The sequence below is a fragment of the Pseudomonas acericola (SeqCode) genome (assembly GCF_053456465.1).
On record NZ_JBRFJB010000003.1, the window covers coordinates 173171 to 199938 of the forward strand.

46 protein-coding genes and 1 pseudogene are annotated in these 26768 nt (G+C 56.9%); 31 read left to right on the forward strand and 16 right to left on the reverse strand.

Annotated elements, in window-relative coordinates:
• The first annotated feature begins 23 nt into the window (after nt 1-23).
• Nucleotides 24-179, forward strand: a complete 156-nt coding sequence (gene ykgO, locus ACU688_RS12775; RefSeq protein ID WP_019816741.1) for a type B 50S ribosomal protein L36 — start codon at nt 24-26, stop codon at nt 177-179.
• Here the strand turns inward: ykgO and ACU688_RS12780 are convergent, their stop codons facing one another.
• The 14 genes from ACU688_RS12780 to ACU688_RS12845 all read right to left on the reverse strand — a co-directional run bounded on the left by ACU688_RS12780 (nt 180) and on the right by ACU688_RS12845 (nt 6471).
• Nucleotides 180-383 carry a hypothetical protein gene (locus ACU688_RS12780; RefSeq protein ID WP_448184991.1) on the reverse strand — a complete coding sequence of 68 codons (204 nt, stop codon included), beginning with the start codon at nt 381-383 and terminating at the stop codon, nt 180-182. It lies immediately after the preceding gene.
• Nucleotides 380-571: a hypothetical protein gene (locus tag ACU688_RS12785; RefSeq protein WP_250925551.1), complete on the reverse strand. Its 192-nt coding sequence runs from the start codon at nt 569-571 to the stop codon at nt 380-382. The genes ACU688_RS12780 and ACU688_RS12785 overlap by 4 nt, the downstream gene beginning before the upstream one ends.
• A complete protein-coding gene (locus tag ACU688_RS12790) occupies nt 568-1005 on the reverse strand; it encodes a hypothetical protein (protein ID WP_448184992.1) in 438 nt (145 codons plus the stop codon). The genes ACU688_RS12785 and ACU688_RS12790 overlap by 4 nt, the downstream gene beginning before the upstream one ends.
• Nucleotides 1006-1050: 45 nt before the next feature.
• Entirely contained in the window at nt 1051-1251 is a 201-nt protein-coding gene (locus ACU688_RS12795; RefSeq protein WP_448184993.1) for a hypothetical protein, read from the reverse strand.
• 112 nt (nt 1252-1363) lie between these two features.
• Nucleotides 1364-1711 carry a hypothetical protein gene (locus ACU688_RS12800; RefSeq protein ID WP_448184994.1) on the reverse strand — a complete coding sequence of 116 codons (348 nt, stop codon included), beginning with the start codon at nt 1709-1711 and terminating at the stop codon, nt 1364-1366.
• A gap of 68 nt (nt 1712-1779) precedes the next feature.
• A complete protein-coding gene (locus ACU688_RS12805) occupies nt 1780-2031 on the reverse strand; it encodes a DUF1654 domain-containing protein (RefSeq protein ID WP_448184995.1) in 252 nt (83 codons plus the stop codon).
• Between the two features lie 172 nt (nt 2032-2203).
• Entirely contained in the window at nt 2204-2614 is a 411-nt protein-coding gene (locus tag ACU688_RS12810) for a VOC family protein (RefSeq protein ID WP_448184996.1), read from the reverse strand.
• Between the two features lie 281 nt (nt 2615-2895).
• Nucleotides 2896-3192 (reverse strand): superinfection immunity protein, encoded by a 297-nt coding sequence (locus tag ACU688_RS12815; protein WP_124524586.1) that lies wholly within the window; start codon nt 3190-3192, stop codon nt 2896-2898.
• A gap of 116 nt (nt 3193-3308) precedes the next feature.
• Nucleotides 3309-3632: a DUF2388 domain-containing protein gene (locus tag ACU688_RS12820; RefSeq protein WP_124524585.1), complete on the reverse strand. Its 324-nt coding sequence runs from the start codon at nt 3630-3632 to the stop codon at nt 3309-3311.
• Nucleotides 3633-3724: 92 nt separating this feature from the next.
• Nucleotides 3725-4051 (reverse strand): DUF2388 domain-containing protein, encoded by a 327-nt coding sequence (locus ACU688_RS12825; RefSeq protein ID WP_124524584.1) that lies wholly within the window; start codon nt 4049-4051, stop codon nt 3725-3727.
• A 118-nt stretch (nt 4052-4169) separates the two neighbouring features.
• A complete protein-coding gene (locus ACU688_RS12830) occupies nt 4170-4607 on the reverse strand; it encodes a hypothetical protein (RefSeq protein WP_448184997.1) in 438 nt (145 codons plus the stop codon).
• On the reverse strand, nt 4573-5466 hold the full coding sequence (locus ACU688_RS12835; RefSeq protein ID WP_124524582.1) for a DUF6731 family protein: 894 nt from the start codon (nt 5464-5466) through the stop codon (nt 4573-4575). The genes ACU688_RS12830 and ACU688_RS12835 overlap by 35 nt, the downstream gene beginning before the upstream one ends.
• Nucleotides 5467-5575: 109 nt before the next feature.
• The gene (locus tag ACU688_RS12840; protein ID WP_448184998.1) at nt 5576-5815 is read right to left on the reverse strand and encodes a hypothetical protein; all 240 of its coding nucleotides are present in this window, start codon (nt 5813-5815) and stop codon (nt 5576-5578) included.
• A complete protein-coding gene (locus tag ACU688_RS12845) occupies nt 5815-6471 on the reverse strand; it encodes a LexA family protein (protein ID WP_448184999.1) in 657 nt (218 codons plus the stop codon). Before ACU688_RS12845 ends, ACU688_RS12840 begins: the two co-directional genes overlap by 1 nt.
• A 109-nt stretch (nt 6472-6580) precedes the next feature.
• Between ACU688_RS12845 and ACU688_RS12850 the strand changes: the two genes are divergently transcribed.
• The 11 genes and pseudogenes from ACU688_RS12850 to ACU688_RS12900 all read left to right on the forward strand — a co-directional run bounded on the left by ACU688_RS12850 (nt 6581) and on the right by ACU688_RS12900 (nt 13326).
• Nucleotides 6581-6760 carry a Cro/CI family transcriptional regulator gene (locus ACU688_RS12850; RefSeq protein ID WP_448185000.1) on the forward strand — a complete coding sequence of 60 codons (180 nt, stop codon included), beginning with the start codon at nt 6581-6583 and terminating at the stop codon, nt 6758-6760.
• Between the two features lie 50 nt (nt 6761-6810).
• Complete coding sequence (locus tag ACU688_RS12855) at nt 6811-7431, forward strand: DUF8585 domain-containing protein (protein ID WP_448185001.1); 621 nt, start codon at nt 6811-6813, stop codon at nt 7429-7431.
• 130 nt (nt 7432-7561) lie between these two features.
• Nucleotides 7562-8347: a Rha family transcriptional regulator gene (locus tag ACU688_RS12860; protein WP_448185002.1), complete on the forward strand. Its 786-nt coding sequence runs from the start codon at nt 7562-7564 to the stop codon at nt 8345-8347.
• The gene (locus tag ACU688_RS12865) at nt 8347-9300 is read left to right on the forward strand and encodes a DnaT-like ssDNA-binding domain-containing protein (protein WP_448185003.1); all 954 of its coding nucleotides are present in this window, start codon (nt 8347-8349) and stop codon (nt 9298-9300) included. Before ACU688_RS12860 ends, ACU688_RS12865 begins: the two co-directional genes overlap by 1 nt.
• A complete protein-coding gene (locus ACU688_RS12870) occupies nt 9281-10063 on the forward strand; it encodes an ATP-binding protein (protein ID WP_448185004.1) in 783 nt (260 codons plus the stop codon). The genes ACU688_RS12865 and ACU688_RS12870 overlap by 20 nt, the downstream gene beginning before the upstream one ends.
• Before the next feature lie 91 nt (nt 10064-10154).
• Nucleotides 10155-10706 (forward strand): hypothetical protein, encoded by a 552-nt coding sequence (locus tag ACU688_RS12875; protein WP_448185005.1) that lies wholly within the window; start codon nt 10155-10157, stop codon nt 10704-10706.
• 169 nt (nt 10707-10875) lie between these two features.
• Nucleotides 10876-11346 (forward strand): annotated as a pseudogene (locus ACU688_RS12880) (hypothetical protein).
• Nucleotides 11343-11945 carry a recombination protein NinG gene (locus ACU688_RS12885; protein ID WP_448185006.1) on the forward strand — a complete coding sequence of 201 codons (603 nt, stop codon included), beginning with the start codon at nt 11343-11345 and terminating at the stop codon, nt 11943-11945. Before ACU688_RS12880 ends, ACU688_RS12885 begins: the two are co-directional and overlap by 4 nt.
• On the forward strand, nt 11942-12622 hold the full coding sequence (locus tag ACU688_RS12890) for a hypothetical protein (RefSeq protein WP_448185007.1): 681 nt from the start codon (nt 11942-11944) through the stop codon (nt 12620-12622). The genes ACU688_RS12885 and ACU688_RS12890 overlap by 4 nt, the downstream gene beginning before the upstream one ends.
• 172 nt (nt 12623-12794) lie before the next feature.
• On the forward strand, nt 12795-12977 hold the full coding sequence (locus ACU688_RS12895) for a hypothetical protein (RefSeq protein ID WP_448185008.1): 183 nt from the start codon (nt 12795-12797) through the stop codon (nt 12975-12977).
• 109 nt (nt 12978-13086) lie between these two features.
• A complete protein-coding gene (locus ACU688_RS12900) occupies nt 13087-13326 on the forward strand; it encodes a hypothetical protein (RefSeq protein WP_448185009.1) in 240 nt (79 codons plus the stop codon).
• Here the strand turns inward: ACU688_RS12900 and ACU688_RS12905 are convergent.
• On the reverse strand, nt 13299-13814 hold the full coding sequence (locus tag ACU688_RS12905; protein WP_448185010.1) for a DUF6998 domain-containing protein: 516 nt from the start codon (nt 13812-13814) through the stop codon (nt 13299-13301). The genes ACU688_RS12900 and ACU688_RS12905 overlap by 28 nt on opposite strands.
• A 198-nt stretch (nt 13815-14012) precedes the next feature.
• Between ACU688_RS12905 and ACU688_RS12910 the strand changes: the two genes are divergently transcribed.
• The 3 genes from ACU688_RS12910 (at nt 14013) to ACU688_RS12920 (ending at nt 15548) form a co-directional block, all read left to right on the forward strand.
• Nucleotides 14013-14720: a phage tail tip fiber protein gene (locus tag ACU688_RS12910; RefSeq protein WP_448185011.1), complete on the forward strand. Its 708-nt coding sequence runs from the start codon at nt 14013-14015 to the stop codon at nt 14718-14720.
• Between the two features lie 139 nt (nt 14721-14859).
• A complete protein-coding gene (locus tag ACU688_RS12915; protein WP_025856073.1) occupies nt 14860-15231 on the forward strand; it encodes a chemotaxis protein in 372 nt (123 codons plus the stop codon).
• Nucleotides 15231-15548 (forward strand): hypothetical protein, encoded by a 318-nt coding sequence (locus ACU688_RS12920; protein WP_448185012.1) that lies wholly within the window; start codon nt 15231-15233, stop codon nt 15546-15548. Before ACU688_RS12915 ends, ACU688_RS12920 begins: the two co-directional genes overlap by 1 nt.
• A 40-nt stretch (nt 15549-15588) precedes the next feature.
• On the opposite strand, the gene ACU688_RS12925 is transcribed toward ACU688_RS12920, so the two are convergent.
• The gene (locus tag ACU688_RS12925; protein ID WP_448185013.1) at nt 15589-15930 is read right to left on the reverse strand and encodes a hypothetical protein; all 342 of its coding nucleotides are present in this window, start codon (nt 15928-15930) and stop codon (nt 15589-15591) included.
• Nucleotides 15931-16022: 92 nt separating this feature from the next.
• Between ACU688_RS12925 and ACU688_RS12930 the strand changes: the two genes are divergently transcribed.
• The 16 genes from ACU688_RS12930 to ACU688_RS13005 all read left to right on the forward strand — a co-directional run bounded on the left by ACU688_RS12930 (nt 16023) and on the right by ACU688_RS13005 (nt 26702).
• Nucleotides 16023-16478: an Ntn hydrolase family protein gene (locus ACU688_RS12930; RefSeq protein ID WP_448185014.1), complete on the forward strand. Its 456-nt coding sequence runs from the start codon at nt 16023-16025 to the stop codon at nt 16476-16478.
• Nucleotides 16479-16532: 54 nt separating this feature from the next.
• Nucleotides 16533-16739: a YodC family protein gene (locus tag ACU688_RS12935; protein WP_448185015.1), complete on the forward strand. Its 207-nt coding sequence runs from the start codon at nt 16533-16535 to the stop codon at nt 16737-16739.
• A gap of 84 nt (nt 16740-16823) precedes the next feature.
• On the forward strand, nt 16824-17432 hold the full coding sequence (locus ACU688_RS12940; protein ID WP_448185016.1) for a hypothetical protein: 609 nt from the start codon (nt 16824-16826) through the stop codon (nt 17430-17432).
• A gap of 1 nt (nt 17433) precedes the next feature.
• Nucleotides 17434-18921, forward strand: a complete 1488-nt coding sequence (locus ACU688_RS12945) for a terminase large subunit (RefSeq protein ID WP_448185017.1) — start codon at nt 17434-17436, stop codon at nt 18919-18921.
• Nucleotides 18918-20336 (forward strand): DUF4055 domain-containing protein, encoded by a 1419-nt coding sequence (locus tag ACU688_RS12950; protein WP_448185018.1) that lies wholly within the window; start codon nt 18918-18920, stop codon nt 20334-20336. The genes ACU688_RS12945 and ACU688_RS12950 overlap by 4 nt, the downstream gene beginning before the upstream one ends.
• Nucleotides 20311-21402: a minor capsid protein gene (locus ACU688_RS12955; RefSeq protein ID WP_448185019.1), complete on the forward strand. Its 1092-nt coding sequence runs from the start codon at nt 20311-20313 to the stop codon at nt 21400-21402. The genes ACU688_RS12950 and ACU688_RS12955 overlap by 26 nt, the downstream gene beginning before the upstream one ends.
• A 31-nt stretch (nt 21403-21433) precedes the next feature.
• Nucleotides 21434-21802, forward strand: a complete 369-nt coding sequence (locus ACU688_RS12960; protein WP_448185020.1) for a hypothetical protein — start codon at nt 21434-21436, stop codon at nt 21800-21802.
• An 84-nt stretch (nt 21803-21886) separates the two neighbouring features.
• Nucleotides 21887-22615, forward strand: coding sequence for a hypothetical protein (locus tag ACU688_RS12965; protein WP_068967225.1), 729 nt, complete (start codon nt 21887-21889; stop codon nt 22613-22615).
• A gap of 12 nt (nt 22616-22627) precedes the next feature.
• On the forward strand, nt 22628-23590 hold the full coding sequence (locus tag ACU688_RS12970; protein WP_124524560.1) for a major capsid protein: 963 nt from the start codon (nt 22628-22630) through the stop codon (nt 23588-23590).
• Nucleotides 23591-23636: 46 nt separating this feature from the next.
• Nucleotides 23637-24221 carry a hypothetical protein gene (locus tag ACU688_RS12975; RefSeq protein ID WP_448185021.1) on the forward strand — a complete coding sequence of 195 codons (585 nt, stop codon included), beginning with the start codon at nt 23637-23639 and terminating at the stop codon, nt 24219-24221.
• A 59-nt stretch (nt 24222-24280) separates the two neighbouring features.
• Nucleotides 24281-24784, forward strand: a complete 504-nt coding sequence (locus ACU688_RS12980) for a DnaT-like ssDNA-binding protein (protein WP_448185022.1) — start codon at nt 24281-24283, stop codon at nt 24782-24784.
• A gap of 26 nt (nt 24785-24810) precedes the next feature.
• Nucleotides 24811-25113 (forward strand): hypothetical protein, encoded by a 303-nt coding sequence (locus tag ACU688_RS12985; protein WP_448185023.1) that lies wholly within the window; start codon nt 24811-24813, stop codon nt 25111-25113.
• 20 nt (nt 25114-25133) lie between these two features.
• Nucleotides 25134-25502: a hypothetical protein gene (locus ACU688_RS12990; protein WP_448185024.1), complete on the forward strand. Its 369-nt coding sequence runs from the start codon at nt 25134-25136 to the stop codon at nt 25500-25502.
• Nucleotides 25499-26095, forward strand: coding sequence for a hypothetical protein (locus tag ACU688_RS12995; RefSeq protein WP_448185025.1), 597 nt, complete (start codon nt 25499-25501; stop codon nt 26093-26095). The genes ACU688_RS12990 and ACU688_RS12995 overlap by 4 nt, the downstream gene beginning before the upstream one ends.
• Entirely contained in the window at nt 26092-26286 is a 195-nt protein-coding gene (locus tag ACU688_RS13000) for a hypothetical protein (RefSeq protein ID WP_448185026.1), read from the forward strand. The genes ACU688_RS12995 and ACU688_RS13000 overlap by 4 nt, the downstream gene beginning before the upstream one ends.
• Nucleotides 26286-26702 carry a phage tail terminator-like protein gene (locus ACU688_RS13005; protein WP_448185027.1) on the forward strand — a complete coding sequence of 139 codons (417 nt, stop codon included), beginning with the start codon at nt 26286-26288 and terminating at the stop codon, nt 26700-26702. Before ACU688_RS13000 ends, ACU688_RS13005 begins: the two co-directional genes overlap by 1 nt.
• The last annotated feature ends 66 nt before the right edge of the window (nt 26703-26768 follow it).

Below are 26768 nucleotides of genomic sequence, written 5' to 3' on the forward strand. Positions count from 1 at the left end.
ACTCAATGCAAGGAGCCTCACCGATGAAAGTGCTGTCCTCACTGAAAGAAGCGAAAAACCGTCACCGCGACTGCCAGATCGTGATGCGCCGGGGCCGGATCTACGTGATTTGTAAATCCAATCCGAAATTCAAAGCGCGACAGGGTAGTGCGAAGAACAAAAACAAGGGCAAAGGCTGATCAGCACTGTTGCTGACTTTGCTGCTCAACCCGGTAGCGCAGGACTTGGAGAACGCGGCCGCCGTAGCCAGGTTCGGCATACTGCTCAACCGGCGCGCCGAAGAAGCCGCGGCGTTCGGCCAGGCTGTAGGCTTCACGCAGGTTGTGAGCGCTGATGTCTTCGAGCTGCTCGTCGACCAGTGATTTAACCGGTGCTGTTGTCACGCTGCCTCCTTGCGCTGCTGGCAGATCTTGAGCAGGCGCTTGCAGTAGTGGTTGAACTCTTCGATGGAGATCACGCTGCCGGTGAGCATATTGGTGATCATCCGCTGGACTACGATCTGGGCGCTTGGCTCGATGCCAGGATGCTCCAGGGCTTCAAGTGCTTCGTCGATGAGGATGTGTGGGCTCATAGGTCGCGGTCCACGTCGTCTTCGGTTTCTTCACGCTCTGCTGCAACCGCGTCTGTTGCGTAGGGCTTCAGGAGGTCCATGGCGATCCGTTCAGCGGCTTCGATGGGGCGTTGTTCACCCATCAGGTCAGCGGCGTGGCCGCGCGAGTCTGCCTGGCTGCCCAGGATTGACGACAGGAAGAGGCGGGCGAACGAGTCGCGCTGATCCAAGCCGTCGATCTGGCGCTGGTTCAGGACCCCCTGCAGGTGGGTGCAGTACCGGTCGAACGTAACAACCTGCGGCCGGCCGTTGCGGCGCTTCCACTTGATGTCGACGCCGCACACCAGGCGCTCGGCCGAGTGTTCCAGCCACTCCTGCTCAGGGTTCGCCTCACTAACTTCTGGAGGCACCTGGGCCTCGTAACGCTCCTGGCATAACTTCAATACTGCGCTCATGGTCGCCTCCAAAGTGGCGTGTTGTTCACCTGTATTCGTCAACACTCATTCCTCCTGCTGGTTGCCGATGGGCGCGGGGTGAGTGCTGATGTAATAGAGGTGGGAAGGGTGCCCAGGCCCGCTACTGGCGACGGCCTGGGTTTGTTGCGTCAGCGGTGTGGCCCGTTGCCCGCTGTTGATTGCAGGGCTGGCCTTTCGTCTTCGTAGGTTGGCGGTGAGCTTCCTCCCCGGGGCGTCAATCAGCATCTGTTCGCCTTGGATCACAGGTCCCTACAACATGCACGCTGCAGCTCGTTTGCCCGGTTAGGTGGGCAGGGTGCATGAGGTCCGGCGGTCCAAGCCGAAGCTATCGGGCCCGCTAATTCAAATCTTTTGGTGCTGGCCGTGACCCGCTACTGGCGTCGGTCACCGGCTTGAATCCAACTACCGAGAAATCCTCGGCAGTTCCAAATTGTTCCTCCAGCCGCGGGCCTTTCGGCTTGTTCTCCCGCTGGATAACTGCTTTCGACGTTTTACGCTGCACGCCCGGGTCAGTTGCCAACCCTCTGAACCGTTTAGGCCGGTTCATCGCTGCCTTTGAATCTGGGCCGGTGGTGATCCGGCAAGAGGTGTCGCTAAAGAGCGGCGCGGCTTTCGCTGCTGGCCGGCTGTTGTTGCTGCTGGCTTGAGGTGAATTTAAGCAAGCTGAAATAATCATGTCAAGCATGCTGAAACAATAAATTCAGATTGCTGAAATTATTGATCGATAAAAAGCCCGCTCAATGGCGGGCTCATTTATGCGTCGCAGTATTCTCGCCAGCCGATCCTGACGGTCCCGCCTTCCAAGGTCTCGACGCGGACGCCTGCGGTTTCGCCAATCTCATCTAGAAGCCGCTTCCAGTCCTCGGGGTTTTCATGCTCCAGCCTACACACCGTGACCGCCTGGACCTTCTGAACACCTGGTGAGGCAATCAGGGCTTGCAGGCGTCGGCCTGCAGCTTCGTAGGAAGAGGGCGGTTTAGACGTGGTAAACGCTAGGCTGTGCATGTGGTACTCCTTACCTATACTGGATGCATGTACAGTATTGGTGCTGTCATATATTGGCAAGCTCCGTTTTGCTTTTTCATGCGCAAATGCATAGAAGCTGAGAAGGTTATCTTCTCGCGGGCACAAAAAAGCCCGCGCTTGGCGGGCTTTAAGCGAGCACTGAAAGTCGAGCTTAAGCAGGCAAGCGCAAATCGCCACGATGGACTATGTGCACTTTATTGCCATCCGGGTCCCGTAGGTACGCGCCATAATAGCCGCCCCCATAATGCGAGCGTGGCCCCGGTTCGCCAGCATCAAAACCGCCGGCAATAAGGCCTGCGGCATAGGCGGCATCGACAGAATCTGGATGTGGTGCGGAGAAAGCCACCATGCTGCCATTTCCAGCGAGGGCCTCTTTGAGATCGTAAGGGCGGTAAACATAGAAGCGGGGCAGAGGGCTGTCGGGGTTCACCCAGCATGCCGAAGGTGGTCCGCCATCGGGCGTTACAGGTCGACGGCAGAGCCCCAGAGGGATCAGAACCGCGTCATAGAAGGTAGCGGCCTTATCAAGATCGTTTGTCCCAACGGTTACGTGACTGAACATCCTGTATTCCTACTCACGGAGGCGAGGCGTTATCGTGTCATTTTGACGGTGGGCGTGTATAGCGGTCGTAGGGTAAGCCGGGGAGGGCGAGTGTCAGCCCTCCAAATCGCAGGAAAAGAAAAGCCCGCGATGGGGATTGGCGGGCTTAAAGGGTTTCATTAGGAGCTGGGATAACCATAGGCGCCCGACTGTGAAAAGGTCGTGAAAGGCCAGGTAGAAGAGGTTTGCTCATGGGCTGGCCGTTATTAATATTCGGAAGTGATCTGATGATCCTTCTGCGCTTACACCTTTTCGTGTCGACTATCCTCGACTTGCTGGTTCTGTGGATCGCACAAAGCTAAGTAGTAAGCCACACACCAGCCGATCAGTGTCCATCCGGTCAGTAGGTTGATTAGAAAAATTCGACGGGGCGGAACTGGTTCGACTAGGGCGGTATAAATTGAGGGGAATAGGTAAAGGGCTACGGCGCTGATGTAGAACATAAGATCAGCTGCAAGAGCGACTCCATTGTCGCCGCTGCTGATGAAGAAGCTGATCAGGCAGGTTGGTGCGAGCAGTGCTAATCCAAAGACCTTCATCGCAGCCTCCCCGTGAAACTTCGCGATAGCTAATTGATACCACGCTCCATTTGGTTTGTGTAGTGGCTGTTCTTCTGATCCTGTCTAGCGCTAGGGGTAGGCATTCGGTGTCGATCTCAAAACGTACTTACGATTGCCTGGGCGAGCTGCTGATCATTCATCAACGGTGGTGCATAGGTCGTACGGTAGAAGCGCACCGCCTGTTCAAATTGGGCACCGCGTATTTCACCGTTTGAGCCAATAAAGGCGAGCGCGTCAGCCTTTGCAGGCTTGAAGTTATTAGTAGCGAGCATGGTGAGCCCGGTAGTTCCTGCAACGGTGTAGCTTGGAGCCATCAGTACAGACAGCATCGAGTTGTTATAGGAGTCGTCGGACCCCTCAGAGGCATGAGCGTTGATCGATACCATGAGGGCTGCGGCTACAATCTTCCATGAGTCCATGCTGCGATGCTTCCATTCCGATCAGAGAGGGCCGCTACCATAGCAGAGTGCGTTCCTGCTGGGAGAAGGCGAAAGTCCGTCTTAAGCGGGCATCAAAACGAGGTCGCTATCGCCTGGGCCAGTCGCATGTCAGACATATGAGGTGATTTGTAGGCCGAACGATAGTATCTGGACGCCTGTTCAAACTCAGCACCCCGTATCTCTCCGTCCGAACCAATGAACGCCAAGGCGTCATTTTTGGCTGACTTGAAAATCTTTGGCGGATCGGTCGTGAGAGATGTGGTCGCGCCAATTAAAATGGTCGGCGAGGAAATTGTGATGAATATCGCGGCAGCGATAGGGTTGGCACCATCACCTGATACGGCCTGTGTGCTGACCGATGCCAGTAGGGCGATGGCCAGAGCCTTCCATGAGTCCATTCTTCGATGCTTCCATTGCGATCAGAGGGCGCCACCATAGCAGGGTAGGGGATCACTAGGAACGAGAAGCCCGGCGCTGGGCTGGGTATGACAAGCTGAAGAGTCAGCGCATTCGCGCTCAGCCTCTGCTAATCGACATAATAATTCGGTAGAAACCCAGCCCAGTGCCGGCAAGCTGTATTGCCGCCAGAGACCCTATGAATATGTTCAGGAGCAGGAGAAGCTGCTTTTCTCCTGCCCATGGAAGTAATAGACATATTGATGACGCAAGGAGCAGCAAAAAAAGGAATGCACATACAAAGCTTCCGGAGATGAGTATCCGATATCCCCCGGTCGCCCTGAGGTTTTTCAAAAGATCCCGATCCATCACTGATGCCATCAATGCGATTGCAGTGATCAGGAACCCGAGTATCGTTCCAGAAGCGCCAGCAAGGACGCCGGCAAGCGTAGAGATTTCGCCAGGCTGGAAGCGGAAGTTATACTTGTGAAACATCCACGTCATGAATATCGCAGTGGATAGTTTAAATAATTCTATCAGTTTTGCCGAAATATTCATCTACTGATTCTCTCTGTTCTTCCTTTGCCTTGTCAGCAAGTTTATACATGCTTTCAGGAGGCGGAAAAGATGAGTTGGATCTAATGGTCTGAGATGAGTATATCCTATTGGCGATTAAGTCTATAGGTAGTATTTTGCCATTTTCATCAGTTTCAATTTTTGCTTTAGTAGCACCCATTGTTAAAAGGTGGCCAATTGAACTCTGTATGGCACTACTCAGCTTTCCTGAGCTTGTATCGAGTTTGTTATCAATTGTGAAGGTTACGTCGAGAAAATCAGCACCTGATTGGTTTAATAGTTCTAAAGTTCTGGCGCTCAAGTTATCTTGTGGATACAAATCAGGGTTAGTTGGTTTGGGGATTTTTACGGAGAACTTTTTTATGCTCAGTTTTTTATTAAGGAGCATCTCTGCTTGGTCCGGCCTTATGATTGGGCTGGAAAAAAAATTCACGCCAGCACTAGCCGTCAGCAGTTGGGCAAGATGCAAGCCAGTGTTACCGTCATCATTCCTGTGTATAACTAGTAAGGAATTTTCTTTGTAGTAAACGAAAAAATTCTTTTCAATAACGCCTTCGTCCATTTCCAACTCAATCTTTTTTCCATCCTTCCCCAATGCTCCAATCTCTGGAAGATCTGCTTTCCGTATTTTACGGATTTGGCCCGCGTATGAATTGGTACTGCTACGGTAGTTCAGGCCGAAAATTTCTCGTATACACCCATAGCTCGCATAGCTTTTAGGGTGATCCCCGTTTATTATCTTCTCGAATGCGGCTTCTGTGGTCATGGCGAAGAGGTCTTGCTGGACTGATGTTATCGAATAGAAATCAAATATGTAGCGCTTTTGTTTTTCCTGTTTCACCAATTGAACTCCCTAAATCTCGCGATACCAGCAAAACACAATTGCGGTTGTTATTTTGGCCTACATAAAAGTTTGTTATTTCGACTTCGTAATCTTTCCTGCCTTCACCTCATCCGCGCGCACCATAGAAGTGGTTCAGCGCTATCAGCTCAACTACAGCGACGATGGCGCAGAGCACAACGAAGCCAGGGCTGAAGACTCGCTTGCGGTTGGATGAGCTGCCGTCCGGCCAAATGCCAGCTTCAGCTGTGAAAACCACCATGAGCGCCAGCCAGGCCCAGAGCCAGACCTTGCTCCAGAAGCTTTCCTCTCGCCATGAGGTCGATGGCTTTCCAAGAGCGGAGGGCATCAGAGAAACTTCTGCGTAGCCTGAACAACAACACCGACGATCCGGCAGTTCTCGTCAAAAACTTCAGTTGGGTAGCCAGGGTTCAGGGGTTTCAGGTAAAGCCTCCCGCCATCACTGACCAGCTTCTTAAAGGTTGCCTCGTTGCTGTCAGGAAGCTTGGCCACGACAAGCCTACCCGGCGTTGCTTCGACTTCGGTGTCTACCAGGATCAGTGATCCCTGGGCGATGCTCGTGCCGACCGGAGAGGTCATCGAGTCGCCCTTCACCTCAAGCCAGAACGCAGGTCCTTTCGAGTTGTACTCGGAAAACTCGTAGCGATCCGAGATCCCGGCAGGGTAGGGCTCAACTGCTTCCGACCAGGAGCCAGCAGACACCCAACTGATCACCGGGTAGCGAAAGCTATGCGAAGGCTGCGCAGTCATTGAAACGTTGGACTCCGATGCGTCTTGTTCCGGGCCTTCGCCAATGCCGAGCCACTCCGCTCGGAATCCGGTCGCCTTAGCGAGCGCGTAAAGATTCTCCGGACGGAGGCTTTTGCTCTCGCCAGAAATCCATTGAGTCACAGCAGAGTTTGCTACGCCGCAAAGCGTCGCAATTTCTCCCTTTTTTTTACCGCTGAGCTTGATAGCGCGGGCAATACGTTCGTGTCTTTCCATGGACTCAATATTAAGTTAACTGAATTTAAGTATGCAGTAGGCAGAAAACCTCGTTGACGCAATAACTTAAGCATGCTGAAATTGCGTCAGAATCGAACGAGGATGAGCAATGAAGACTGATGAAGTCGCCGAATTTTTCGGTAGTAAGACAAAGCTGGCACTGGCTCTGGGCATTCGTCCGAGCGCCGTGACCATGTGGGGGGAAACGATCCCTGAATCCCGGCAGTACCAGATTCAGGTCCTCTCCAACGGCAAGTTTAAGGCGGCAAAGAAGATCCAGGCCGCTTGATATTCATGTCCGCCGTTCCATTGAAGCCAGATTAGAAGAGAGCAGGCCCCATGCAAACGTCCAGTTCCAGACACACCGTACAAACCCGTGATCAGGTGCTGGTCGCTCATGCTCAAAACCAGATCGCTCGCACCAGCTTGAGCCAGGACGATTTCGCCCAGGCGCTAAGTCGCGAGATCTACCTGACCGTTCCTACTTCGAGGATCGAGCTGGCAAAGGTTCCTGACTTCGAAGAATTGGCCCGTCAAAACGATGTTGGCGAATTCATGAAGGCGACCAGCCGCTGGCTCAAGCGCGTTCAGCGCTGGCTTTCGGGTGATCAGGAAATGCCGTCCTGGCTTGAAGAATCATGGGTTCAAGCCCTTGAGCCTGAATTTCGCGACCACTGCATCAACGAACTGGCAAGCCGCCACGGCCTGACCGGCGCCCGCCAGATGACCAGCGACCAATGCGCGAACAAAAGCTTCGGTGCGTTGATCCGTGCCCTGGGCGACGTGATCGACACTGGCAGTGAGGTGTTTGACGACCAGGTGATGTGCGAGCAGGACCAGCCGCACTTGCCTGCGTTCGCCAAGCAGTGCCGCCAGGTTGAAGCGAAGGCGGGGGAGTTGGGGCGCAAGGCTGAGCAACTGCTCGCGGCGCACCGTCCAAATTTGAAATCTATCGCTTAATTTCCCGCGCATGCGCGGAAATCGGTGCCCACCAGGTTCGCATTATCAATTAAGCGGACCAGAAACCCAGGCACAAAAAAGCCGACGGTCGAGGTCGGCTAATTCGATAACACTTTGTGAGGCCGATTATATGCAAACCCCGCCACATTTCAATAGTGCTACCAATCTCGCGCCACGTTTTCCGCAATCTCAAAACGTGGCGCACACAATGTCATCTCGGGAAATCGCCGAGTTGACCGGAAAACGCCATGACAACGTTAAGCGGACCATAGATTCGTTGGCGGCTGACAAGGTAATTACTTTTCCTCAAGTTGAGGAAAACTCTGGAACCGTCGGTCGGCCGGGGACGCACTACCTGATTGGCAAGCGTGACAGTTTCGTAGTCGTCGCCCAGCTCAGTCCTGAGTTCACGGCCGCGCTTGTGGACCGCTGGCAGGAACTTGAAGCGCAAGCAGCCAAGCCTCAGCAACTCTCCACCCTCGAAATCCTGAATATTGCCGTGGAGTCTGAAAAGGCCCGATTGCTGCTCACCGCCCAGGTCGAGCAGCAGGCCACCAAGATCCACTCCTTGGAGAACCTGTTCAAGGAAGGCATGACCCACACCCAGTTCTGCAAGGGCCTCAACGGGGTCAACGTCATGCAGGTGGGGAATTACCTGGAGTCACGCAGCTGGCTCTATAACGAAAGCAAGTCGGGAGTTCGTCACCGCGTTGGTTCCTACGCCCGCGACAAGTACATGACGGAGCACCAGATCGAAGTCACCCCGCACGGCAAAGACCCCTTCATCTCCTACACACCTGCTCTGCTGAAGAAGGGTGCTGTCCGTTTGTACGACCTGTACCTGGCCGGCGAGCTGCCCATGAAGAAGACCTGGGACGGCTTGTTCACCCATGACAAAGCATTGAGGGCCGCGTAATGGCCAGAGCACGAAACATCAAGCCGGGTCTGTTCAGCAATGAACTGCTCGTAGAGCTTCCAGCATTCGACCGTCTGGCCTTCATCGGCCTGTGGTGCCTGGCAGATCGGGAAGGGCGCCTTGAGGATCGCGTGAAGCGAATCAAGATCGAGCTGTTCCCGTGTGACGACTATGACGTCGAGGCGGGGCTGATGCGCCTTGCTGACAGCGGCTTTATTTCCCGCTACCAGGTGGCTGGGTATTCCGTAATTGAGATCGTCAATTTCCAGAAGCATCAGAGCCCGCACGGGTCTGAGAAAGACAGCACGCTCCCAGACATTAACGGTTATCTCACTGTTAACGAACGGAAAAAGAACGTTGTCGTCGCAGGCTCTCAACGGAAGGTTCTCGTTACCGCACCAGAGCTTAACGTTAAAGAACCGTTAGAGCCTGTTAACCCACCGTTCGATAACGCCCTGATTCCTGATTGTGGAATCCTGATTCCTGATTCTCCGAATCAAGATCAACACCACTCTCTCAACGCGGGCGAAGAAATTCCGGGTTCCGGCGGTGAAGAGGGCGGCACCTTCGAAGGCGTCGAGGATCTTGAAGACCTGCCACCGGATGAGGCTGAGCAATATGCTGACCCAAAAGCCCCAGTCGAGATGACCCTGGACTGGATGCCTGACGCTCACTTGCTGAAGACCTATTGCACTCACTTCGGCATCTCGACTGACCTGTTCACCAAGCAAGCCGTAGCCCCATTCACTGCCCACCATGAAACCGAAGGCACCCTGCAAACCCAATCCAAGTGGGTATCCCTGCTGGTGAAGTGGGTCAAGGGCGACTTGACCCGGGCAAGCAATGTTCGCCAATTCCCTAGGCCGCAAGCGATCTCCCGCCACACCCTGACCGAAAGCCGCGATTACAAAGCAGGCACCAAGGAGAACGCCAATGGCACGTTCCGTCTCTGACCTTGGCCCGCACCTGGACCGCACGTTTGGCGTCATTGGCCGCCAGCCGGCGCACTGCGAAACTCACGGTGAGTATTCGGCGGTAATGCTCAGGGCTGGTGGTGTTTCTGGTTGCCCGATCTGTGCCAGCGACAAGCGCGACATGGAAGAGCTTGAGCGCAAGCGCTTTCAGTTCCGGACGCTTCAGCACGACGCCGCCAAGATCCCCAAGCGCTTCGCTGACAAGTCCTTCGCCGGATTTATGGTGTCGTCGCCTGCCCAGCAAGTCGCTCTGGATGCATGCATCGAGTACGTCGACAACTTCTCGAAACACAAGCGGGAAGGGCGATGCATGTTGCTCCTTGGCAAAGTCGGTACCGGCAAGACGCACCTGGCCACATCCGCAGCGAGCGCACTGATCAACGAGCACATGGTCAAGGCGATCTACCGCACTGTCGGCTCCGTTATCGGCGATATCAAGGCGACCTTCAGCGACAAGTCTGGCGAAACCGAGGCCCACATCATGCGCGAGCTGATTGGTGCTGACCTGCTGGTGCTGGACGAAGTGGGTGCCACCAAGCAGAGCGAGTTCGAGCTGGCCACCCTGTTCAGCATCATCAACGGCCGGTATGAGCAGGGGCGCCCGATGATCATCGTCAGCAACCTCTCGCCTGCCGAGCTGAACGACGCCCTAGGCGTGCGCTGTGTCGACCGCATCCGAGAGAACGGCTGCATTGGCGTGGCGTTCGAGTGGGAATCGCAGCGCGGCAAGGAGGGTTTCTGACCATGGGCCAATACGGTTATTTGTTTGCCGCCGCGTTCATCGCGTTTGCACTGATTCCTGTCTGCGTCGTCATGTATTTCAGGAGTAAGCCATGACTGACTACATGGACCTCCAGAAGGCTGCCGAATACGCCGCCCAGGACGTGACAAAATTCGCCGACGAAGACGAGGAAATGCGTGCGCTCCAGAAGTTCCACGAAGAGGTTGACCCCGAAACAGTCCTGGAGCTGATCGCTGAGATCAACGCGCTGAAAGGGCCGCATGACTGGCTGGCCGAGGACCTGATCAAGGAGCTGGTCGATAACGCTCAAGCGATTCAGGAAAACGCTGACGATGGAGAAGAAGACCAATTTGTCATCGTTCTTCTGGCTGCGGCACAGCGAATTCGAAGGCAGGAAGCGAATATCGAAAAGCTTAAAGCTGATGTCGTTCTTCCTGCAAAAGCCGCTGACTGCTGGGAAAGGCTGAATGTCCAGAACAAGGCGCTCAGTGATTCGTTTCGAGCCGAGCGCGACCAGCTCAAGGCCGAGAACGAGTTGCTTGCGTCAAGCCGCGCAAAGTTGGCGGGCGAACTGAGCCGCCTTCGGGCTAAGCACAAAGACTGGTCGGTCAGCGCCGCCATGGGCAACGGAGAGCGGTCATGACTGAGCTCTATTTCATGCTGGCCTGCGGAATATGCGGGTTAAACATCGGATTGACGCCGCCTAAGGACCTGAAGCCTTTCACGGTTGCCGTTCTTTGGATCGCTTCAATGGTTTGGCCGATCTATCTCGCAGTTTGGACCTATCATCGGTACTGCAGGAAGGTGAATCCATGACGGACAAGATCAGCGTCAACTGCCGTTCCATGCTCACCGAGGCCATCACCCGCATGTCCAAGATGTTCGAGGACAAGCACTTTGTGGTGGTGAGCCTCCGCCCGGGCAAGGACCGCACGCTGGACCAGAACCGCCTGTGGTTTGCGATGTACAAGCGCATCTCCGAGATGACCCAGATCGGAGAACCAGAAGATGCGCGCCGGTACTGAAAATTGCACTTCGGCGTGCAGATTCTGTTGAACGAGGACGCCGGTTTCCAGGCTGACTGGTACCAGGTTATGCGCCACCTGACGTACGAGCGGAAGCTTTCGCTGATGGGAGGCTGCAATCTGTTCGGCCCTGACGGGATGCCGGTAACAAGCCTCTTCAATCGCTCCCAGGGCATTCAGTACACCGACCGCATCGTCAACTACTTCACCGGGCATGACGTGTACTTCTCTGACCTGCTCAGCCAGGAGGCCGCATGAGCATCGAAAGGAAGCCGGCCAAGCCGAAGAAGTGCCGCGTTGCTACGTGCAGGGCCTCATTCATTCCTGCGCGCCTGGGACAGGCCGTATGTAGTCCGAAGTGCGCACTCGTCGACGGGCCGCGCCACGCGCCGAAGGCCCGCAAGGCTCTGGCCGACATCGAGCGCGCCGAGATCAAGGTCCGCAAGGAGAAGCTGAAGAGCAGAGCGGACCACCTGCGCGAAGCCCAGACCGCCGTGAACGAGTACGTGCGCCTGCGTGACGCGTGCCTGCCGTGCATCAGCTGCGACTCAATGCCGAACGACAACGACCTGATGACGGGTAGCCGCTGGGATGCTGGGCACTACCGATCCGTCGGCGCCTGCCCGGAACTGCGCTTCGAGCCGCTGAACATCCACCGCCAGTGTGTGAAGTGCAATCGCAACCTTTCCGGCAACGCCGTGGAGTACCGCATTCGTCTGGTGCTGCGCATCGGCGCCGAGAAGGTGGCATGGCTGGAAGGGCTGCACCCGGCCTGCAAGTACACCATCGAAGAGATCAAGGCCATCAAGGCCAAATACCGCGCAATGACCAGAGAACTGAAGAGGGCTGCAGCATGAATTACCAAAACGTCATTTCTGCAGTCGTCCGCGCCCTGGCAGCGGAGACCATCAACAGTGCCGGCGGGTGCAACGTCGAGCCGCGAGTGCAGACCAGCAAGCTCAAGGGCGAGATCACTGGTAAGGATGCGGCCCTGCTTGCTGACTGCATCGTGCACAAGCTTCTGCATGCCCAGCTCAGTCCGCGCCACTGGAATGCATTGGTGGCTAAGTACAGCACCCACCGCGGGCGCAAGATAGATTCCATCGGTCGTCTTGTCGCGGTAGTGCCTTCGCCGGCGCCAATGCGGTTCACTCAGCAGGCGGTGTTGGTCTGGGCTGTGCCGCAGCAGTCGAAGGGCATTCAGCGCGCCGTGGTTGAGGTGAAGGCGCCGAAGCACCGGGAAAACAAGGATGAGGGTCAGTGGGATTGGCGCAACAAAGCTGCCGACGCAGATGTTGCCCGCGCCAACAAGCGCGCCAGATCAGTGGCCGAGACGAAGCCGGGAGAGATGATCGTCCTTGCCGAGTCGAACTACGACATGACTAACTGGGACTCCCAGGGCCTGACGGAGCGCACCTATCAGCGCTGGAATAAGAGCATCAAGGGAGCGCTGGAGTCGATGGTGGACGAGGCGTTGGTCGATGCGCAGCACATGCTTGAAGCGGTTGGAGTGCTGGAGTGCGAGGCGGCGTGAAATAGTCCCTCAAAAGGGCTTGCAATGTCATGTCGTCATGTCGCATTATTCATCCATCCTGTCATTTCTGCGCACATCGGGGAATGACTAATGGCTTCGGGGGGCGGACGGTTCGATTCCGGCAGCTCTCACAGCTACCCAGATGGCATTGCTGTTCGTTATGGCGGTCTTCATGACCGTGCTTTACACAACACCAGAAATGCTGACCGCGACAGTTATTTTGCTCGCGGATGAGGGTAGTAAGATGACCGAGATCCCTAGTTTCACTGCGCTGTTTTTCAAGCCTATTGCAATCGTGGTATCCGCCGTCTGGTGTAGCTGCACCGCTGCTGGCGCAGTTCCCCGCTCCATCTGAGGCTTCCAGCCTCGACCAAACCCGGCCTCTGCGCCGGGTTTTTTATTGCCCAAATGCAGGCGAAAGACCGGAAAGACCCTCCTGCCCATTCGATACAGAGGATCTACCGATGTCGCATATCACTCGCTGCAAAATGACTCTCCGTTCAAAAGGTCCCGTTCAAGGCTCTACTGAGTCACTGACGCGCCTGAATTTTGGTGCGGTGTGGTCTGCCAATCCGGCGGAAGAGGATGCGGTCTATGGCAAATACACGCCGTACGGTGAATACACCGTGAACGTGGCCGCCGACCGCGCCGAGCATTTCGAAGAAGGGAAGGACTACTACTTTGATATCTCGCCAGCTTTCTGAGGCTGCTGGGAGGCTCCTCGATTAAGGTCGGCGCGAATATCCCGAACGCGACCGTCTGAGAGAAGTTTTCCACGCAGGCTCAAAACGTGTCCATTTACATGGGATCTATGCGTGCTGTACTCGGATATTACTGCGTGCGGGATTGATACTGCCTCTACTACCTCATATGACTCGCTGAAAATAACTGCGATCAGTTCGTCGAAATCGCCTTTATCTAAATTGCGTATTACGCCTAGCTGTCTGGATTTGTTGGTAGGGCTGATTCGGCGGGCCTTGATCTGAATTTTTTTGCCATCTTCAGATTCTGCGTCATGGCCGGCAGATGAGTTCTGTGCGAGCTTCAATCCCAGGGCTGAAGCAACCAGCCATTCAGCGTAGTCGCCGACGGGATTGTTCATTGTTCTCAGGATTCCACGAATTCTGAGCTCCGCTATTACTTCAGACTGAAGCCTGAGCAAATCTTTGGTTTGGAGGTTGGCGAGATCCATCGTGCGAGAGTCCTGTGATGCAGAGCAAATAGCGACGTTTGCATTGAATAGCGCCCTGTGCCGCCACTTTACACCTACAGCCCTCGTAAACCCTGTGCATCGATGCCGGGATAGTCTTCGGCTAATAGCGGGAAAGACCGCACACTTATTCAAGGCCCCAGCATTCGCTGGGGCTTTTCTCGTTCTGAGGCTCCGAAAATGTCCCGCACGATCCAATCCAGCAACTACGTGCCGGGCGTTTCCGGCTGGAAGTTCAACGAGGCCTCAGGCGAGTTCGAGATCCACAGTTCAAGCGGCAATTCGAGCGCTGATGCCCAGTTGGTCGCCGTCACGGCGGGGTCTTGGTCTGACCACGATCTGCCAACGAACGCGCTGGAACGACTGGCTTTCATCGGCGCAGAGATGGAGAGGATTCCGGCAGAGTACCGCGCTAATGCGGAACTCACGACCGAGGACATCTCGTTTGATCGAGACGGCTCGGATGTGCGCATCTCGCTGACCTATGATCGGCAAGAGACACCCGAGGAAGTGGAGGCTCGCTGTAAACAGAGCTCAATTTTCGGGATGGTCAATCGCCTTGGTGGCGCCAATTTGAATATCTATCAAGATGGCAAGCTTCGCGCTCGGCTTGGCAAGCTTGGAGACCCGGATCCTTTCATTGTTGCTGACGGTAAAGTCTGCATGCGGCAGGACGTTGTCGATAAAGCCTGCGTTGCTTCGCCATGGCCCGCCGCCTGGGGCGTGAAGATGAAGCTAAGCGCAGATGGCAAGTACGTTGCCGCCGGTATCGGCCTTGGCATTGGGGCCAGCGGTGATTTCATGCCTGACATCATCGTAAAGGCATCCCACATGGAAGTCCTGCCGGACGGCCTGGTGAAGATCACCCAGGCGCCCAAGAAAGCCTGAAAGCCAGCTACCAATCCCAGGCTTCGACATTAATCGAGGCCTTTTCGTTTTCGGCTCCACCACACCCATTGCTCCGAGCTGGGAGTGCTTCTGGGGCTGACCTATTACTGGCGACTGCCATTTTCTTCATGGAGTGACGATGGATCCTACTGATCTCGGCCCAGGCACAGCTACCTGGCTGGGCGGTAGTGCCACCGTTGTGCTGGGCGGCCTGCTTTGGCTGCGCCGGTTCCTTTCGAAGGATGCGACCGACCGGGCCATGGACAGCGCCGATATCGGCACCCTGAAGCGGCTGAACGAGCTGCTGAACCAAGAGCGCGCCGCGCGCAAAGAGGCAGAAGCTCGCGCTGATCAGTTCGCCAAGGAACGGAATGACCTGGCCGCCGCCGTTGGCCGCATGGAAGGCAAGATCGAAGCGTTGACCAGCCAGGTCGCCCAACTCACTGACCGCGTGACGCAGCAGAGCGACGAGATCACTCGCCTGCGCACCAAGCTGGGAGGTATCGCCTGATGGACAGGTGCGCATTGGAATTTATCGCACGCCGCTGGTGGCGCCGGACTGAGGTCTGGGCCATTGCTGTCGTGCTCGTGGGAGGTGGGGCAGTTCTGGGTTATCAGGCTGCTTACTGGTCGCTCGCCGAGAAGCAAAGCAACCAGGTGTCGGACATCCGCAGGGCATACGACACGGCGATGACTGAGCGTGACAAGCGTTTGGAGGAGTTGACCCGCAAGACGGGCACTGCCGCTGACAAGGCCAACAAGGCTGCAACCACTGCCGCCCAAGCTGCTGACAAGGCGGATGAAGCCCTCAACCGGGCGACACAGTAATCCGCGCCACGTTTTTGAATGCGCCAAATCGTGGCGCGATCTAGTCGTGATCGCTATAGGCCGTCACTACTACAGGCTTCACAGGAAACCACAACCACTCGCCGTCCTGAAGTGGTTCGTGGAAGCTGCGTGTCACCTCAAACATATGCTCACTGCGTAGATCATTAGTGGGCCTCAGCTCGATTAAGAAGGTTCCTAGCCAGCCTGAGAAAGGATCGATTCGAATCCCTAGCCAGCCTGCCCGCTGGACAATTGCGCCAGTGTTGTCTGCGCCTGCATAGAGTGAGCGCTCACCCGGGGCGAAATGAAACTGGACGTTAGTCAGCTGCTCTGGCTCGGCATTATTTGTGTGGATGACGATTCCAGCCTTGTTGTGATCCATGCGTTTAGTCCTTGTTAAGTGTCGAGACGTATCAATACCGCCATCGGGCGAGCCAATCAAGGTATGCGGCGCTTTGGAGATTGGGGGGCAAAATGACAACCATTGCCTACAAAGACGGCGTGATTGCCTATGACTCCCAGATCACCTGTGGGAGCACCATCACTTACGACGACTACGAAAAGTGTCATCAGGTGAAAGGGGTCAGGTTCGTGATGTGCGGCAAGACCTCTGACTACACTGCGCTACAGGATGCCTACTTTGGATGCCCTGTAACCAAAGATCTGGATGCATCGGCAATCGTCTCGGATGGCGAAGGTGTTTGGTGTGTAGGTGCCAATATTGAAGATGGATTCTGGAAGAGCCCAATCCCAATTGAGGCAACTTATGCAATTGGCTCTGGCGCGGACCACGCCATCAATGCCATGGAGATGGGCGCCAGTGCTTGTAGGGCGGTTGAGATGGCGGCGAAGCGTGATACCGGCACTGGCGGCACGATACGGACACTTTTGGTTACCAGTCTGCACAACGCCCAATCGCTATCCTGTTGAGTTTGAGCTGCATGCTGGCCATGATGGCCGTTCAACTATCCAAGGAGTAGGGCGATGTCGGAATTCAGTAATGGTGAAGTGGTACAGCTCAAAAGCGGCGGTCCAAAAATGACGATCACTTACATTGACGACACGCCAAACCCTGAAGATGTCTTCACTTCTGGCATTCCGTTCCGTGTAGAGATCTACTGCAAGTGGTTTGATGCCAAGGACGCTCTCCAAACGGCTACGTTCTATCCAGAAAGCCTTATCAAAGTTTAAATTTGAAACAGTTAGAATTTGGCAGCATCACTGCCTAACTCCAGCCTCGCCACGTGCGGGGCTTTTTATTGAGTGGAGTTTAGTATGATAACCAAGCAACCCGACTGGGAGGCAATCGAACGCGCCTACCGGGCCGGGCTGCTTTCCATCCGCGAAATCGCCTCAACTCAGGGCATTACCCACGGCGCAATCAACAAGCGCGCCAAGCGGGATGGGTGGGAGCGAGACCTCAAGGCGAAGATCCAGGCGAAGGCCGATTCGCTGGTATCCAAACGCACGGTATCCACTGAGGTATCCACCAAACAGGCGGATACCGAAAGAGAGATCATCGAGGTAAACGCTGAAGTCATTGCGAACATCCGCATGGCTCACCGCGGTGACATCTCCCGTGGGAGGCGACTCACCAACAAGCTGCTGGACGAGCTGGAAGGCCTGACCGACAACCGCGAGTTGTTCGAGGAGCTGGGCGAGTTGATGCGCGACCCGGACGACAACGGTTTCGACAAGCGCAATGACCTTTATGGCAAGGTGATCAGCCTGCCGGGCCGAACCAAGACCATGAAGGAACTGGCCGAAACCCTGAAGACGCTGGTTGCCCTGGAGCGTCAGGCCTACGACCTTGATACCAAAGCCGGCAACAGCGATGCCGACGCGCTCTCGAAACTGATGGACGATCTATCGAAGGAAGCCTGACATGAAGCCCGAGCACTTGAAGCTGCTCCGGGATAAGCGCTGGCGGTTGAACAACCTCTACTTCATTACCGACAAAGCGGGGAAGAAGGTTCGCTTCCGGATGACGGACGAGCAGATCGAATACTTCGACGGGATGCACACGCGCAACATCATCCTGAAGGCTCGGCAGCTCGGTTTCACGACTGAGTGCTGCATCATCCAACTGGACGCGGCCCTCTTCGAATCGGCCAAGTGCGCCCTGATCGCCCACACCCTGAACGATGCCAAGCGCCTGTTCCGGGAGAAGGTCAAATATGCCTACGACAACCTGCCTGCTGAGATACGCGCCGCCAATCCTGCTTCTAACGATGCTGCTGGTGAGCTTGTCTTCAGCAAGGGCGGATCGCTCTACGTGTCAACGTCCTTCCGGGGCGGGACTTTACGGTATCTGCACGTATCCGAGTTCGGGAAGATCTGTGCCAAGTTTCCCCACAAGGCCCGAGAGATCGTCACCGGCGCCTTCGAGGCTGTCGCCACCGATTGCTTCGTCACGATTGAGTCGACGGCGGAGGGCAGGGCGGGCTACTTCTTCGATTACTCGCAGAGCGCGGAGCGCCAGCAACTGGCTGGTGTGCCCCTGGGGCTGCTGGACTGGAAGTTTTTCTTCTTCTCCTGGTGGAAGAACAAAGCCTATTGGCTTGACCCGACTGATGTGGTCATCCCGCAGCGCCTCACCGACTACTTCAACGAACTGCTCGCCAAGCACAGCATCGTCACCAATGACGGTCAGCGCGCTTGGTACGCGGCCAAGGAGAAGACGCTCGGCGACGACATGAAACGGGAATACCCGTCGATCCCTGTCGAGGCCTTCCAGCAGTCGGTCGAGGGCGCCTACTACGCCCAGCAACTGACCAAGCTCTACGCGCAACAGCGCATCGGAGTGATCCCGAACAACAGCCACCTCCCGGTGATGACCTTCTGGGATATCGGTGTCGGCGACTCCACGGCTATTTGGTTCGTGCGCCAGGTCGTTGAAGAGTTTCACGTCATCGACTACTACGAGAACAGCGGCGAAGGCCTGCGCCATTACATGAAGGTGCTCAAGGACAAGGGTTACACCTACTCCGAGCACTGGGGCCCGCACGACATCGACAACCGAGAGTTCGGCAGTGACGCCAAAACTCGCCGGGAGCTGGCCCGTGAGGGATACGACATCGACGGCCAGAAGTACTGCATGACGTTCCAGGTCGTTCCTAAGCTCGGCGTCAATGACGGCATTGAGCAGGTGCGGGAGATTCTGCCCAAGTGCGTCTTCGACGATTCGAAGTGCGAACAGGGTGTGTCCTGCCTTGAGAATTACCGCAAGGAATGGGACGACAAGCGCGGCTGCTGGAAAGACAAGCCGCTTCATGACTGGACCTCTCATGGCTCCGACGGTTTCCGTTACTTCGCTGTGGCGAAGAGCTCGAGGAAGCCGGCCACTTCTATCAAAATGGGATACGCCCGATGAGCAACGACGTCTCCTTCAAGCGGGCGGAGTATTTGGGAGTGCTGGATCGCTGGGCGACCGTTCGCGACGTGTGCGCCGGCCAGCACCGAGTGGTACCACGGCTGCCGTATATCAACTCTCACGACAAATCGCCGGAGAACCAAGACCGCAATCGGGCGTATCGCGAGCGGGCAGTGTTCAAGAACGCCACCGGACACACCCGAAACGGCTTGCTTGGCCTGGCCTTTCACAAAGACCCGACGCTGACGGTGCCCAAGAAACTGGAATACCTGCAGGACAACGCCAACGGTTCCGGGGTGAGCATTTACCAGCACTCCCAAGGCACGCTGGAAAAGGTGCTTGAGGCTGGTCGGCATGGCCTGTACGTCGACTACCACCAAGACGACGGCATCGGCGGGCACGCGGTGATCCTTACCTACTGCGCCGAGGACATCATCAACTGGCGCACCGGCATGGTGAACGGCCATAGCGTGCTGACGCTGGTGGTGTTGAAGGAGTCGCCGGAAATACCTGATGGCTTCGGCTTCAAGACGGTTGAGCAGTACCGGGAGCTTGCCTTGGAGGATGACGGCTTTGTTTGCCGTGTCTGGCGCCGGGCTGGCCCTGAAACTGGCGGTCCGCTGACGGTTGTCGAAGAGTTTCGACCTACAGGTGCCGGTGGCCGGCTGAAGGAGATCCCATTCACCTTCGTCGGTGCACAGAACAACGATCCAAGCATCGACGAGTCGCCGCTCTACGACATTGCCATGATCAACCTGGGCCATTACCGGAACAGCGCCGACTATGAGGACAGTGTCTTCTGGTGCGGGCAAGCTCAACCTTGGATTTCCGGCCTGACCGAGCAGTGGGTCGAACTGTTGGAGAAAAAGGGCGTTTATGTGGGATCGCGCGCACCCATGCTGCTGCCCGCCGGCGGCGCATTCGGCTACGCCCAGCCCGCACCGAACACACTGGTCAAGGAGGCCATGGCCGACAAGAACCAAATGATGATCGAGCTGGGCGCCCGGATGGTGGTGGCATCGCTTGCCACCAAGACCGCCACCGAGTCGCGCGGCGATCAGTCGGCATCGACATCTGTCCTTGCCGGCTGTGTCGCGAATGTCAGCGAAGCCTATACGCGGGCCATCATGTGGTGCTGCACCTACATGGGCATTGCCGACAAGAAGGTCGCCTACCAGGTCAATCAAGAGTTCGTCGAACTGACGGCTGATCCGCAAATGATCACCGCCTTGGTTGGTTTGTGGCAGAACGGCGGCTTCGCCAAGGCTGACTTGCGGGCTTACCTGCGCAAACTGGGGTTGATCGCGCCAGAGCGCACTGACCAGCAGATCGACGGCGAACTGGACGAGCAGGGCGACGGCCTGGGCCTGGAAGATGAGGGCAAAGTAGATGGCGGCGAACCAAGCAATACTTGACGCGACCATCCGGCACGCGGTCTTCCTCGAAAAGCTCAAGGCCGGGGAGGTGGGCAAGTTCGCTCCCTTCCTCAAGGAGATTGACCGCTCGATCCGCGACCGGCTCACCCAGTCGGACCTGACCGAGTACAACACGAAGCGCCTGGAAGCGCTGCTGAAGGAAGTGGATAGCCTGCTGCTGGGCATCTTTGACCGGTACAGCGCGCAGCTGAACCTCGACCTGGTGGATATCGCCAACTATGAGGCGCAGTTTGAGGCGACCAGCCTTGCCCGGTCGGAGCCGGTAGGTGTGTCGCTGGATGTGGTCGCGCCGACGGCTGCTGCAATCCGCACCGCTGTGTTGACCAATCCGCTCAGCGTGCGCGGTACCGGCGGCGGTAAGCTGCTCAAGGCCTTCATCAAGGGATGGACCGGTGCGGAGCGTGAGCGCGTCACGGGCACCATCAGGCAGGGGTTCTTCGAGGGGCAGACGAACTTCCAGGTCATCCGCAATATTCGCGGGACCAAGGCCGCCGGCTACAAGGACGGCATCCTGGCGACCACCAACCGCAATGCCAGCACGGTCGTACATACCGCCATTCAGCATGTGTCGTCCCAGGCGCGGATGGAGGTGGCCAAGGCCAATATCGACATTGTGTCCGAAGTCGAGATGGTCGCCACCCTGGACAGCAAGACCAGCCAGCAATGCCGGTCGATGGACAAGCGCAGGTTTCCAGTGGATTCCGGGCCACGGCCACCGTTTCACCCGAATTGCCGCACCACGTTCATTCTGTTGACCAAGCTCAGCGAGATGTTTGCCAAGGGCGCTACCCGGGCGTCGGTGGGGGCGAGTGGAGCGGGGCAGGTCAGTGCAAGCCTCGACTATTACCACTGGCTTCAGCAGCAGCCGGCGGCGTTTCAGGACGTTGCTATCGGCCCAGTCCGGGCCAAGCTGTTCCGGGAGGGCGGGCTGAGCGTAGAGCGTTTCTCGGAGCTGCAGCTTGATCGAAACTACGAGCCACTTTCTTTAATACAGATGAAGGCCTTAGAACCGCTAGCATTTGAGCGCGCGTCACTGCAAAGTTAATTCGCTGTCTGGGTAGCCTAAGGGTCAGGGAATGTTGAGTAAGTTTGCTCCGCAAGAAATAGCAAAAATCTGCGAGTACTTTGTTTGCGCGATGGATCAGTGTCCTGATGGTTTTCTTGCTGGTATGGCTCAGGGCTGGATAGAGGACTTCAGCCAACAAGCGACTGCCGATGGGCTTCTTAGCTCTGAGCATGATCTTGGTGCAGTACTGCATTGTTTTTTGAGTATTTTCTATTTGAATTTAAAGGTTCTTCGGCAGGCGAGCATCGTTATTAATCTGGATTCGACAGACGAAAATATCAGTAAGGCGCAGAGGAAAATTTTGTATTTGATTGAACAGACAGCTATTCATCGCGTTGACGATCCGAATCTAACGGCTCTCGAATGGCTCCTGTATTAAAAGTTAATCGAGCTATTTAACCCGCTACGGCGGGTTTTTTTATGCCTGCAAAGCGGGCCGACCAAACCCAAGGGGTGCATCAACGTGGCAGAAGAAAACGAAATCGACCTGGAAAACCCGGCAATCAAGGCCGCTATCGCGACTGCCGTTGAAGCATCCGTTTCCGGTTTGAAAACCAAGAATACAGAGCTGCTGGGAAAGCTGAAGGACACCTCCACCAAGCTGACCCAGTTCGAAACCCAGTTTGAAGGCATCGACATCGACGCCGTCAAAGGCTTGCTCAGCCGAGCGGGCCAGGATGAAGAAACCAAGCTGCTGACCGAGGGCAAGGTGGATGAGGTCTTTAACCGACGTACCGAGCGCCTGCGTGGCGACTACGACAAGCAGTTGAAGGCCATCAGCGAGCGCGCCGAGAAAGCCGAGTCCTTTGCTGCCAAGTTCCAGGGCAAAGTCCTGGGCGACTCGGTACGCGGTGCCGCATTGAAAGCTGGTGCTCTCCCCGAAGCAACCGACGACATCATTCTGCGCGCCAAAGGCGTGTTCACCCTTAACGAAGATGGCGATGCCGTCGCCGTTGATGAATCCGGCCAGGTCATCCTCGGTAAAGACGGCAAGACCCCTCTGACTCCGCTCGAATGGGCGGAATCTCTGCGTGAAAGCGCACCTCACCTGTGGCCAAGGGCTTCGGGAACATTTGCCCCGGGCGGGGGTGGCGGCAAGGCTGCATTCAAGCGCTCCGAAATGACCTCCGAGCAGAAGCGCGACTTCCAGCGCAAGCACGGCCAAACCGCATATCTCGCATTGCCCAAATAAGGGGACAAACCCATGGCTACAACCGTCAACAGCGACCTGATCATCTACAACGATGAGGCGCAAACTGCATACCTGGAGCGTGTCCAGGACAACCTCGATGTGTTCAACGCGTCGTCCAACGGCGCGATGGTGCTCGACAACGAGCTGATCGAAGGCGACTTCCGTAAGCGCGCCCTCTACAAGCTGAACGGCTCGCTGGAACACCGCGACGTGAACTCCGAAGGCAAGGTAACTGCCAAGAAAATCACCGCTGGCGAAGCTGTCGGCGTCAAGGCTCCTTGGAAGTACGGCCCGTACCAGACCACCGAAGAGGCGTTCAAGCGCCGCGGTCGTCCGGTTGAGGAGTTCTCCCAGATCGTCGGTGCCGACGTGGCCGACGCGACCCTGGAAGGCTTCATCCAGTACGCCACTGCCGGCCTGCGCGCCGCTATCGGCTCCAACGCCGAAATGGTGGTCTCTGCCAACATCGAAACCGACGGCAAGAAGACGTTGACGCGCGGTATGCGCAAGTTCGGCGACAAGTTCGGCCGCATCGCGCTGTGGGTCATGCACTCGTCTGCGTACTTCGACATCGTTGACGAGGCGATCACCAACAAGATCTACGAAGAAGCGGGTGTCGTGATCTACGGCGGCCTGCCCGGCACTCTCGGAAAGCCCGTACTGGTAACCGACACCGCGCCGGCGGACGTGATCTTCGGCCTGCTGCCAAACGCTGTAACCATCACCGAGTCTCAGGCTCCAGGCTTCCGCTCGTACGAAGTCAACGACGAAGAGAACTTGAGCATCGGTTACCGCGCAGAAGGCACCGTGAACATCGACGTGCTGGGTTACAGCTGGAAAGCCACCACCGGCGGCTCCAACCCAACCCTGGCTGCTGTTGGCTCCGCGGCTAACTGGGTCAAGCACGCTGGAAGCAACAAGGTCACCGCTGGCGTGATGATCAAACTGACTGCCACGCCTCCAGCCGGCGGCTGATAACAACCCCTGAAAGCGGCCAGAAATGGCCGCCACGGAGATATGCATGAAACTGACTTACAGCAATCAGCTTGATGGCTTCGACCCGGATGAGCGTTATCGCAACCCGGAACACTTCGATAAGCCAGAGGCGGGTGTAACCAGCGTGCTGGTGATTGGCGATTGGCCTAAGGTGGTTGACGCCTATGAGTCGGTTGGCGTCGATGTTTCGGTAAAGGAAGGCGCTCGAGTGCAGGTTGTCGGCACCGACAATCAGGCTGAACTGGAACGCCTCATTGCCGGGCTGCGCGCTGAAAACAATGCAATTGTCTTCTTGGTTGACGGCCTGAAATCTGGCGAGGTTGTGCGTCCAGACTCGGGTGAGTTGGCGATCTGCTTGTTTGATGCGTTTGAATCCGCCCATACCGCTCTTGGTGAGTTGACCAAGGCACGTGACGACCTGGCCTCTACCGTCGGTGAGTTGCGTGGTGAGATTGAGGCGCTGAAGAAGGCCGCGGGCGCGCAGACGGCTGACGAGGCTGGCGAAATCGCGGCGTTGAAAGCGAAGCTGGACGAAGCCAAGGTGCCTTACCGCTCCAACGCCTCGAAAGAATCCCTGGAAAAGCTCGTAGCTGATCTGTCCAAGGAGTGATACTGCTGGCTGCCGGTTAGCCGGCGGCCAATTTACAAACCATTCCAGCGAGTTGACGCATGACACTCATCATTGAGGACGGCACCGGCAAGCCTGACGCCGAAAGCTACGCGAGCGCCGAGGACCTGGCCCTGTATGCCGTGAAGTTCGGCACGGTCATTCCCGCAGGTGTTCCAGAGCAGGAAGCGCTGTTGCGCCGGGCGGCCTTGGCGATGGATGGCATGGTCTGGAAGGGGCGCAAGACCAACAGCGAACAGGGCCTGTCCTGGCCGCGCCGGGAAGTGCTGCTGGATCGTGAGATCAAGGCGAACAACTACCTGCCGGCGCGGATTCAGTATGGGCAGATGGCCCTGGCCGCTGAGATTCATCAGGACGACATCGATCCGGTGGAGAAGCGCAAAGGCGCTGTGCTGCTGGATCGTGTTGAGGGGGCGGTGACGCGGCAGTATGCGGCTATCCCTTCGACCAGTAACCGGCTGTTGCCGGCGGCGCCGGATCGCCCGAGCGCTACTCAATTTGCGGACTACCTGCAAAAGCGCGGGTTATTTTCTGTACGGGCCTAAGTTGGCAGAAAAGATGGAGATTCAGTATGCGCGGGTTTGGATTGCTTGGTGATTTGGTAATGCTGGTGCTCATTGGCTTGACCATGCTTGGCTGGATGTATCTCTGGTACCTATGTGTCTTTGGGGCGGAGAAGGTCTTGGCCAGAGTGTTTGGAGACTACGCCGTGGCGGTATCGGCTATTGGTTTCCCGTTCCTTGCGTTTCTGGTGCTTGGTTTAGCGTTGAAGCTGTTTGGAAAGCACAACGCGGGCTGGGCTCTTGCAGTTTTCGGAGTGGGCCTCCCAGGCCTTGGCGCGTTATACCTGCGAAAAGAAGCAAACTCAAAATAGCCTTACTGTCCGGAGATAACATGGCCTTCTACGACGAAATGGCCGTGATGGCTCTGGAGATGATCACAGAGTTCGGCCAACCCGTGACCATCAGCAAGACGGAGCCGGGTGAATACGACCCCGAGACCGGCGGCGAAGCACCAGGCGCAACCATCGAGCAAACCGCCCAAGGCATCCTCCTCGACTTCACTGGCCTCGAATTTCAAAACAACAGCCTCATCAGGCAGGGCGACAAGAAGCTCAAGATCGCCGCGCAGGGCTTGGCCTGGGTGCCGGGCCTGCTCGACAAGGTGGTCGCCCAGGGCAGCACCTGGTCAATCGTCCCACCACTGAAAGAGATCAACCCCGCCGGCACGCCGATCCTGTACGAGATGCAGGTGCGCTCTTGAGCCGGCCAGGCAGCGGCCAATCTGGCAGCTTCGCCCTGAGCCTAGCCGAGTTCGCCGCCCAGACCAGCGAAGCCATCGACGCCAGCGTGCGCGAGATCATCATCGAGGTCGGCAGCAGCCTGATCCGCATGTCCCCGGTGGGCAACCCGGAGATCTGGGCCGAGAACGCCGTCGCGACCCAGTACAACAAGGCTGTCGACGATCACAACAGCGCGCTGCGTAGCGATCCGGCCAACCTCACCAAGGGCGGCAGGCTGAAGAAAGGCCGCAAGCTCAACGACGGCATGGACATCAAGGCGCCAGAAGGCTACGTCGGCGGCCGCTTTCGGGCCAACTGGCACATCTCGCTGGGCGTGGTCGAAAGCGTCACCTTCGACGAGGTGGACCCGAGCGGCGCCGAAACCACTGCCGCGCTGGTCGCCGCAATGAGCGACTTCACCGCCGGCCAGATGGCCTACATCATCAACAACTTGCCTTACGCGATCCCGCTGGAGTTCGGCCATTCAACCCAGGCCCCCGGCGGCATGGTCCGGGTAACCGTGGCTCGCTTTCAGCAGATCGTGCTGGAGGCCATCAGGAACAACCAGGTATGAAGTTCGAAGACGTGCCGGTTCGCCCGGTGATGCGTTACACGCTTTGCGATTGCGGCGGGAGACTGGTGCAGACCGATAGCGCGCCGGTGTTGCTGTCCTTTCCCGCGCAATACCTGCACGAGTGCAGTGTCTGCGGTCGGCAGCAGAGTTTGCGCGGCGTTTCGCCCGCACTTACCTACGAGGTGGCCTGATGTCTCACTCCACCATCGCCTCGATCTACGAGGCCAAGCTCATCGCCTGGAACGCAGCCAGAACGGAGAAGCTGAAGATCGTCTTCGAGAACATGGCCTACGCACCAGCGGCGGGCGAGACGTACGTCCGGGCGTTCACGATCCCGGGCGACACCGCGAGTAATACGCTTGGCGGCGACCACCGGCTGTACACCGGCGTGTTCCAGGTCAGCATTATCGCGCCGGCGGGTACCGGTAAGGCCAAGACAACCCCGATTGCTGCTGAGCTGACCGGCCTGTTCCCGCTGTATACCCGTGACACGAAGGGCGAGATCACCGTGGTGACCATGTCACCGGTGGACCCGGGCCCAGGCATCACCGGTGATTCCACCTACACCGTCCCGGTCTCGTTTTCGTACCGCTGCGACACCAACTGATCCCGCCCACTGGGCAACCCCAAGAACCCGCCATCGAGCGGGTTTTTTCATATCTGCAAAGAGGAA